We start from the raw sequence: 6574 nt of genomic DNA on the forward strand, positions 1-6574 counted from the left end.
AAAGTAGGTGTAACAGGCGGCTATGGAAATCATACGGAAATTCAACATGCCAATGGGTATATTAGCAGTTATTCACACCAAAGTCGTTATGCACCAGACATCAAACCAGGCGTGAAAGTACGACAAGGACAAATTATTGGGTATGTTGGATCAACAGGAATGGCAACCGGTCCCCATTGTCATTTTGAAATCATTGTCAATGGCGTCAAAGTTGATCCCATGCGCATTCGTATACCGGATAGCAAAGCCTTAACCAATCAAGACCTACAAACATTCCTACAAGAAAAAAACAACATTGATGCCTTGATCAACAGCCCAATAGCACCCTCCGAAGAAACTTAAAGCATCTACCTTTTTACAACTCAAAACATCTAAAAAATATGCTTGAGCGCTTACTTTTCTCAAAGAGATTTCCGCATTTTAAATATCTATTAAAGAATACGCCGAAATATGCCGCCACCCAAGGTCGCATCACAATGATTGAAAATAAAACGCCCTCCCCTTTTCTGGTTTACGCACAATAGAAAAGTAAAAAATATGAAACCCCAAAAAGTTAACTCTTCTTGTTTATTTTATCAAAACGATAAAAATCCCTTTGTTTTCCATGCAATAAAATCTCAAATCAAAGAGGTGCCCGCTAAAGGATGAAGATTCTAAAACCCATATCATTCTATAAACAACCCGGCTTCTTTTTGAATAAATTCCACCTATTGAATGCTTATGCTGTTCATGACCCTAAAGGACAGTGTTTCATGAACTTTCTGAGCACGTTTTACCTTAAGAATATTTCTCCCACACGCTTACAAAAACACCCTCTATTTAAAATTTTAACAACCCTTACAAAAAATAATAAAACTTGAAAAAACAATCTATTCGCAAAGAAATAGAGCTTACGAATATAAGTATTATTAGCGTAAAGGAGCACTTATTCAAAATAAATTTAAATTTTAACTTAAGCACTTCAAAGCTATAAAACATACAAAAAAGGAGAATTTTGAAAGCTGATCATCGGAGTAAACAAAGCGAAAAAACAACAAGAGAGAAAATCAAACATTACACCAAAAGATAAAGAAGCAAAGTTGCTTCTCTTGAAGACAATCGATAATTTAAATTAAAGAGTGATGTGTTCGCGCTATGAAGCCGTATTTTTCCTCCTTCTTGTGAAAAGATGCCCTCCCCATACATTCACGATGAATGAAAGGCAGCTTACCACGAGCAAAGAGAAAATTTACCCTTTTAAAAATCAGTCAGAGCTTTTTTTTGAACTATTCATGCTAAGTTTTGGCAAAGGAATGACAATTTTTGTACCTCCTAAAGCAGAAGTTTCAAACAGAGGTTTTTCACCAAATTGCATACAGAGCTGTTCCACGACTACACGACCAAGTCCTGTTTTTTGTTTTAAAGTTTGGCTTTTCATTCCCACGCCATCATCTTCTACAATGAGCATCAATTGTCCATCTTTCTGGGGACCAAAGGAGATATAAATATGACCGGACCGTTGATCAGGAAAGGCATGTTTTAAGGAATTTGTCAGCAGTTCACCAAGGATAATTCCAAGTGTTGTCGCATCTCTTGAAGACAGGCGACACTCTTTAAAGTTGGTGTGAATGGTGATGTTTTCACGCAATTCAAAAGGGACTGCCAATTCGACATCATGCACAACAGAACTGAGAAACTCTGCCAATAGTGTCGTTTCCATATCATCACTTAAGCGCAAACGACGATGTGCTGTAGAAATTGTCTGAATACGATCACGTGCAGCTCCTAGAACAGAACGGACCTCTTCATTTTTGCTTCGGTTTAACTGGAGCCCCAACAAAGAAGACACCGTCCCAAGAGAATTGCCAATGCGATGGCTTGCATCCTGCAACAATATTTCAACCCGTTGGCGTTCTTTTTCAGCGTGATTGCGTGCTCTTTCTAATTCTTGTGTTCGTTCTTTCACGCGGGCTTCCAGAGCGATGTTTTCACTATGAAGCAGCAATTGATACAATTTTAAAGAGCGCATATCACGATGAAAACGATTAATAACAAAATAGGCCGAAACAAAAGTACTGACAACAGAAACAATAGCTGCCAATGTTAAAGCAGCACGCATCAATGCGATACCCTCGCGCTGTTTTTGGCGCACCACATCATCCCCATTAATAAAACTTGTCATCAATTGCGCTAAACGTGCTACAGGAATTTTTGATACTTCCAAAGAGTCCGCATGAGAAAGTTGAGAAGGTTGTTCAGAAATCGCATCAAGAGCATGCATATGGGCACTCATAAAGGCTTTTCGTGCTTCAACCTCTTCTTTAAAAGCCGTAAACCATTTATACCACTGCGGATGCGCATAAACAATAAGTGCGATATAGTCGAGAATATTCCCCAACTCCCGCTCTGAATTTTCAAAACGTATTTTATCTTCCGCCTTGCGCGTTTTTGCATAGCTGCGATCAGCAACAGCCATATCGATCAAGCTAATAAGGACCAAATCAGCCTGTTCACGCAATTCTGAACTTGTATTCAACTGTGCGACTTCTCGATCAACGGCATTTGAAAGCAACATAATAAAAACCGATGCCAAAAGAGCCATAACAAGAGAAACAACAATCGCACCCCACCGCCAGCGTGATATCGTTGCATCAGAAGAAGGCATTTGAGGCATCAAATTTGTTTTTGTTGTCATAGAATGTCCATTGGCGAACTTGAAAGTCGTCATTTTTCAGCACAAAGGAAGGCAACCTTATGGAACATAAAACCTAAAGCCCGTGAGAAAGTTTTATACAGGCTTTTCTTGTGTTCTTAAAGATACACGCCAAACTTCTGAATTCCCTCAGATACTGACTTTACTGTAATAGCTATAACGGGAATAAAAAAAACAAGGCTATCGATCATAATTATTATGCTTTTTTAGCCGTTAAATGAACACAATGTACTTCCAGCTGAGTAAGAATCAGGACCATAATCAGACTCACCATTGACATTAAGAAGTTCTTGTAATCGATTACGCGCCCTGCTCACACGGCTTTTAATGGTTCCAACAGCACAACCACAAATAGCCGCAGCATCTTCATAAGAAAATCCTGATGCGCCAATGAGAATAATGGCTTCTCTTTGATCGGCAGAAAGCAAATTTAAGGCTTTTTTGAAATCTTGCAAATCAAGTGATCCATATTGAGCAGGATGAACAGCGACATTTTGAGTAAACACGCCGTCGGTATCTTGAACTTCTCTTCCCTTTTTACGCATTTGACTATAAAATTCATTGCGCAAAATGGTAAAAAGCCACGCTTTAAGATTAGTTCCCATCTCAAAACTATCTTGCTTAGCCCATGCCTTCATAACAGTATCTTGGACCAAATCTTCGGCTTTATCGTGCTTGCCACTTAAAGAAACAGCAAAAGCTCGTAAAGCCGGCAACACAGAAAGGAGTTCTTGTTTAAAGTTTTTCGCGCACTTTGACATAAAGGATTCAAACCTTTTCCACATTGTTTAAGCCAAATTGCTCTGCGCGCTCCAACTTCTCTAAAAGCTCAAGCAAACACCGTGGCAGTGCTTCTTCTTGAATTTCCATGTAAAATTGACGTAACTTCCGTGCTATTTCGCTATTGACCCCGAGAAGATCATCTCCAACTGTAAATTGTGTAGTGAGATTTTTTTCATCACGGTCGTTCATTTTTCATCCCCCTAATCCATATATTATTGGTAGCACCGCGAAGAATTTTTTCGCCTTATGGTTGTAAATATAGCTGTCGGTAAAAAGTTCCATACAAATCAAGGAACTTTTTTATCGGTTGAGAATTTCAACCAACAAAATGCTTGAAAGGTCAAAGGAGTTATAAATTATGTCATTATCAACGCGCATTGCCCCGCATCTTCCCTATCTTCGGCGTTTTGCCCGCTCTGTCACCGGTAGCCAATCCTCTGGCGATGCTTATGTTTCAGCGATGTTGGAAGCACTCATTGCCGACATCTCCATTTTTCCCAAAGCCTCCACTGACCGAATTGGTACCTATTGGCTTTTTTGCCATCTTTTTGACCAAACCACACCAAACATCCCTGAACCCCTGCCCCAATTTGGTCTTGAACAAAAAACCAGTGCCAAATTATCCTATCTCACGCCCCGTGCACGCCAAGCATTTTTGCTCATTGCCGTTGAAGGATTTCATGAACAAGACGCCAGCGAAATCATGAATCTGGATACGAAAGAATTTCGCAAACTTCTCAACCAAGCATCCATTGATATTTCTCAACAAATTGCCACTGAAGTAATGATTATTGAAGATGAACCTCTTATTGCACTTGATATTGAGCAAATGGTAGAAAGCCTAGGTCATCATGTTGTAGGAATAGCGCGCACGCGTGATGAAGCTGTCATTATGTATCATAAGAAAAAACCACGGTTGATTTTGGCTGATATTCAATTAGCCGATAACAGTTCAGGGATTGATGCGGTCAACGAGATTTTGAAAAATGACCGTATACCGGTGATTTTCATCACGGCTTTTCCCGAAAGGCTTCTCACTGGCGAGCGTCCAGAACCAACTTTTTTAGTGACCAAACCTTTTAACCCTGATATGGTGAAAGCGCTTATTTCCCAAGCTTTATTTTTTCAAGAGAATGCTTCTAAAGCGGCTTAGAACAGGGTAACATCTTAAAATTATGATCGTTACGCCTCTTTCAAAGCCTCCTATGGATAGATCTCATATGAGTGCGCTCATGCAAGCGATTCGTGGTGCTGATATTTGCGTTCTCTATCAGGCAACAAATCTAGTTTATTTATGGGCTGAAAACTTGCCACACCATTTGCACCATAAATGGCGGGTTGGGTGTCGTGACAGCGACTTTTTTTCGCTTGACCTTGCAGACAATATGGAAACCATCAAACTGCAAGTTTTAGCCAGTGGCAAAATGCAAACCGTTGAAGCACGTTTTGAAGATACAAATAAACAAGAGATTTGGTACAAATTTTCTATTGATTGCCACCGCAATGATAACGAAGACATTATTGGGATTATCACCACCGGTGTCAATATTTCCGGCTTACGCCGCCGTGAACAAGTGCTTAAAATCCTTCTTCGCGAGGTCAGTCATCGTTCTAAAAACCTTCTAGCGATCATTCAAAGTATTGCCAGCCAAACCGCCCGCTATACTGAATCTCTTCAGGTTTTTTTACGAAAATTTCAAGGTCGTCTTCATTCTCTTTCTCATTCTCAAGATTTGATCACTGATTCCGATTGGCGTGGTGCTCAATTTCGCGAATTGGTCCAAACGCAAGCTTTAGGCTATTTTATGAAAGAAACAGAACGTTTTTCACTTGAAGGCGTCGATCCTTATCTTTTTCCCAATGCCGCTTTGCATATCGGTTTGGCTTTTCATGAACTGATTGTCAATTCTCTTTCTTTTGGAGCCCTTTCCCAAGAAAAGGGGAGCATCTGTGTACGCTGTGAAATCGAAACAAAACTGAATGGTAAAACACAACTTATCATCACTTGGCATGAAAATTTTGAATCCGGCATCCCTCCCACAAACAATAAAAAAGCCTGTTTTGGTAGTGCCGTTCTCGAAAAAATCGTTCCCATTTCCGTGAATGGTTCAGCTTCTCTCAAATTGACACAAGAAGGAATTGTCTATTGCCTCTCTGTTCCTGATACTTATTTTGATATTTTTTCTTAAAAGAGCATTTTAAACAATGAACAAGAAAAGTTTCCCCTTTTTTAGCAAAATGTCTCATCTGTTTATTAAGCACAAAGATATTTTCCAACCTCTTTAAACCAACCTCTATTGTCCCCCAATAGTTCCCCAAAACCTTAACGATGAGAACTGAAAGCCACATAAAATCCATTCCCGCTGTCAATCAACTTCCATCCCTCATATAATCGCATATTTTAAAACAGAAACCAAAACGATAAAGAGCAAACCGTTTCAGCTTTTATATGCAAAATAAAAGCGAGCCTATTACCCATCTCTTTTTGTGTAATTTTCGCAATGCGTATATAATTTTATTTTGGCAGAATATGAAATTTCAAGAAGTAAAGCTAATATCCATCATCACTCCTCAGCTTTACGGGCTTAAAGCATCCACGACAACGGCAATTAATTGATGTAAATTACACATTTTATGCTTTTATTTATCGCATTTTTTAATGGAGATATCCTCTTCAGTTACAATAGGGCTTCCTAAAACAGAATACATTTGTGTCCCTCATTCACGCACTTTTTTAATATTTCCCAGCGCATCCACGCTCATTTCAAAACAGTATCTGTAAATAAGATATAATAGCCCCCGTAAAGTGAAGCATCAAGCCCGTCCCTTGTTACACCACGTCCTTCTTTACCTTCATACCCCTTTTCACTTCATAAAAGTAGTAGCTGAGCATCATCATACCATTTGTCTCTCATGTTACAACAGCCGTTGACCTTTGAGAGCGTCCATAAGAGGCATTTCAGTCTTTTTTTAAATATTACTCACCAATATAAAGCCCCCCCACACACCCTTTTATGACGTGCAAGCCTATGACTTTGATTAATTCACTATAGAACCGACATCTCAAAGGGGAACCGACATCTCAAAGGGGAACCGACA

6 protein-coding genes are annotated in these 6574 nt (G+C 39.4%); 3 read left to right on the forward strand and 3 right to left on the reverse strand.

The window, feature by feature from the left end:
• A partial coding sequence (locus ACFIO3_RS06795; RefSeq protein ID WP_375704234.1) for a M23 family metallopeptidase occupies positions 1 to 342 on the forward strand: 342 nt, incomplete at its 5' end.
• A gap of 901 nt (positions 343 to 1243) precedes the next feature.
• Here ACFIO3_RS06795 and ACFIO3_RS06800 read toward each other — a convergent pair.
• From ACFIO3_RS06800 to ACFIO3_RS06810, 3 genes are all read right to left on the reverse strand, one after another.
• Positions 1244 to 2674 (reverse strand): sensor histidine kinase, encoded by a 1431-nt coding sequence (locus ACFIO3_RS06800; protein WP_375607011.1) that lies wholly within the window; start codon positions 2672 to 2674, stop codon positions 1244 to 1246.
• 224 nt (positions 2675 to 2898) lie between these two features.
• Positions 2899 to 3453 (reverse strand): RNA polymerase sigma factor, encoded by a 555-nt coding sequence (locus tag ACFIO3_RS06805; RefSeq protein ID WP_375607012.1) that lies wholly within the window; start codon positions 3451 to 3453, stop codon positions 2899 to 2901.
• A gap of 7 nt (positions 3454 to 3460) precedes the next feature.
• A complete protein-coding gene (locus ACFIO3_RS06810) occupies positions 3461 to 3664 on the reverse strand; it encodes a NepR family anti-sigma factor (protein WP_015856821.1) in 204 nt (67 codons plus the stop codon).
• A 169-nt stretch (positions 3665 to 3833) separates the two neighbouring features.
• On the opposite strand from ACFIO3_RS06810, the gene ACFIO3_RS06815 reads away from it, so the two are divergent.
• Complete coding sequence (locus ACFIO3_RS06815; RefSeq protein WP_375607013.1) at positions 3834 to 4628, forward strand: response regulator; 795 nt, start codon at positions 3834 to 3836, stop codon at positions 4626 to 4628.
• 22 nt (positions 4629 to 4650) lie between these two features.
• Positions 4651 to 5664, forward strand: coding sequence for a sensor histidine kinase (locus tag ACFIO3_RS06820; protein WP_375607014.1), 1014 nt, complete (start codon positions 4651 to 4653; stop codon positions 5662 to 5664).
• The last annotated feature ends 910 nt before the right edge of the window (positions 5665 to 6574 follow it).

Source organism: Bartonella sp. AD328YNZD (assembly GCF_042196425.1).

What these genes read in the sequence shown, in the direction of transcription:
- ACFIO3_RS06800 (WP_375607011.1), bottom strand. Translation starts at nt 2,674, where the DNA reads ATGACAACAAAAACAAATTTGATGCCTCAAATGCCTTCTTCTGATGCA.
- ACFIO3_RS06805 (WP_375607012.1), bottom strand. Translation starts at nt 3,453, where the DNA reads ATGTCAAAGTGCGCGAAAAACTTTAAACAAGAACTCCTTTCTGTGTTG.
- ACFIO3_RS06810 (WP_015856821.1), bottom strand. Translation starts at nt 3,664, where the DNA reads ATGAACGACCGTGATGAAAAAAATCTCACTACACAATTTACAGTTGGA.
- ACFIO3_RS06815 (WP_375607013.1), top strand. Translation starts at nt 3,834, where the DNA reads ATGTCATTATCAACGCGCATTGCCCCGCATCTTCCCTATCTTCGGCGT.
- ACFIO3_RS06820 (WP_375607014.1), top strand. Translation starts at nt 4,651, where the DNA reads ATGATCGTTACGCCTCTTTCAAAGCCTCCTATGGATAGATCTCATATG.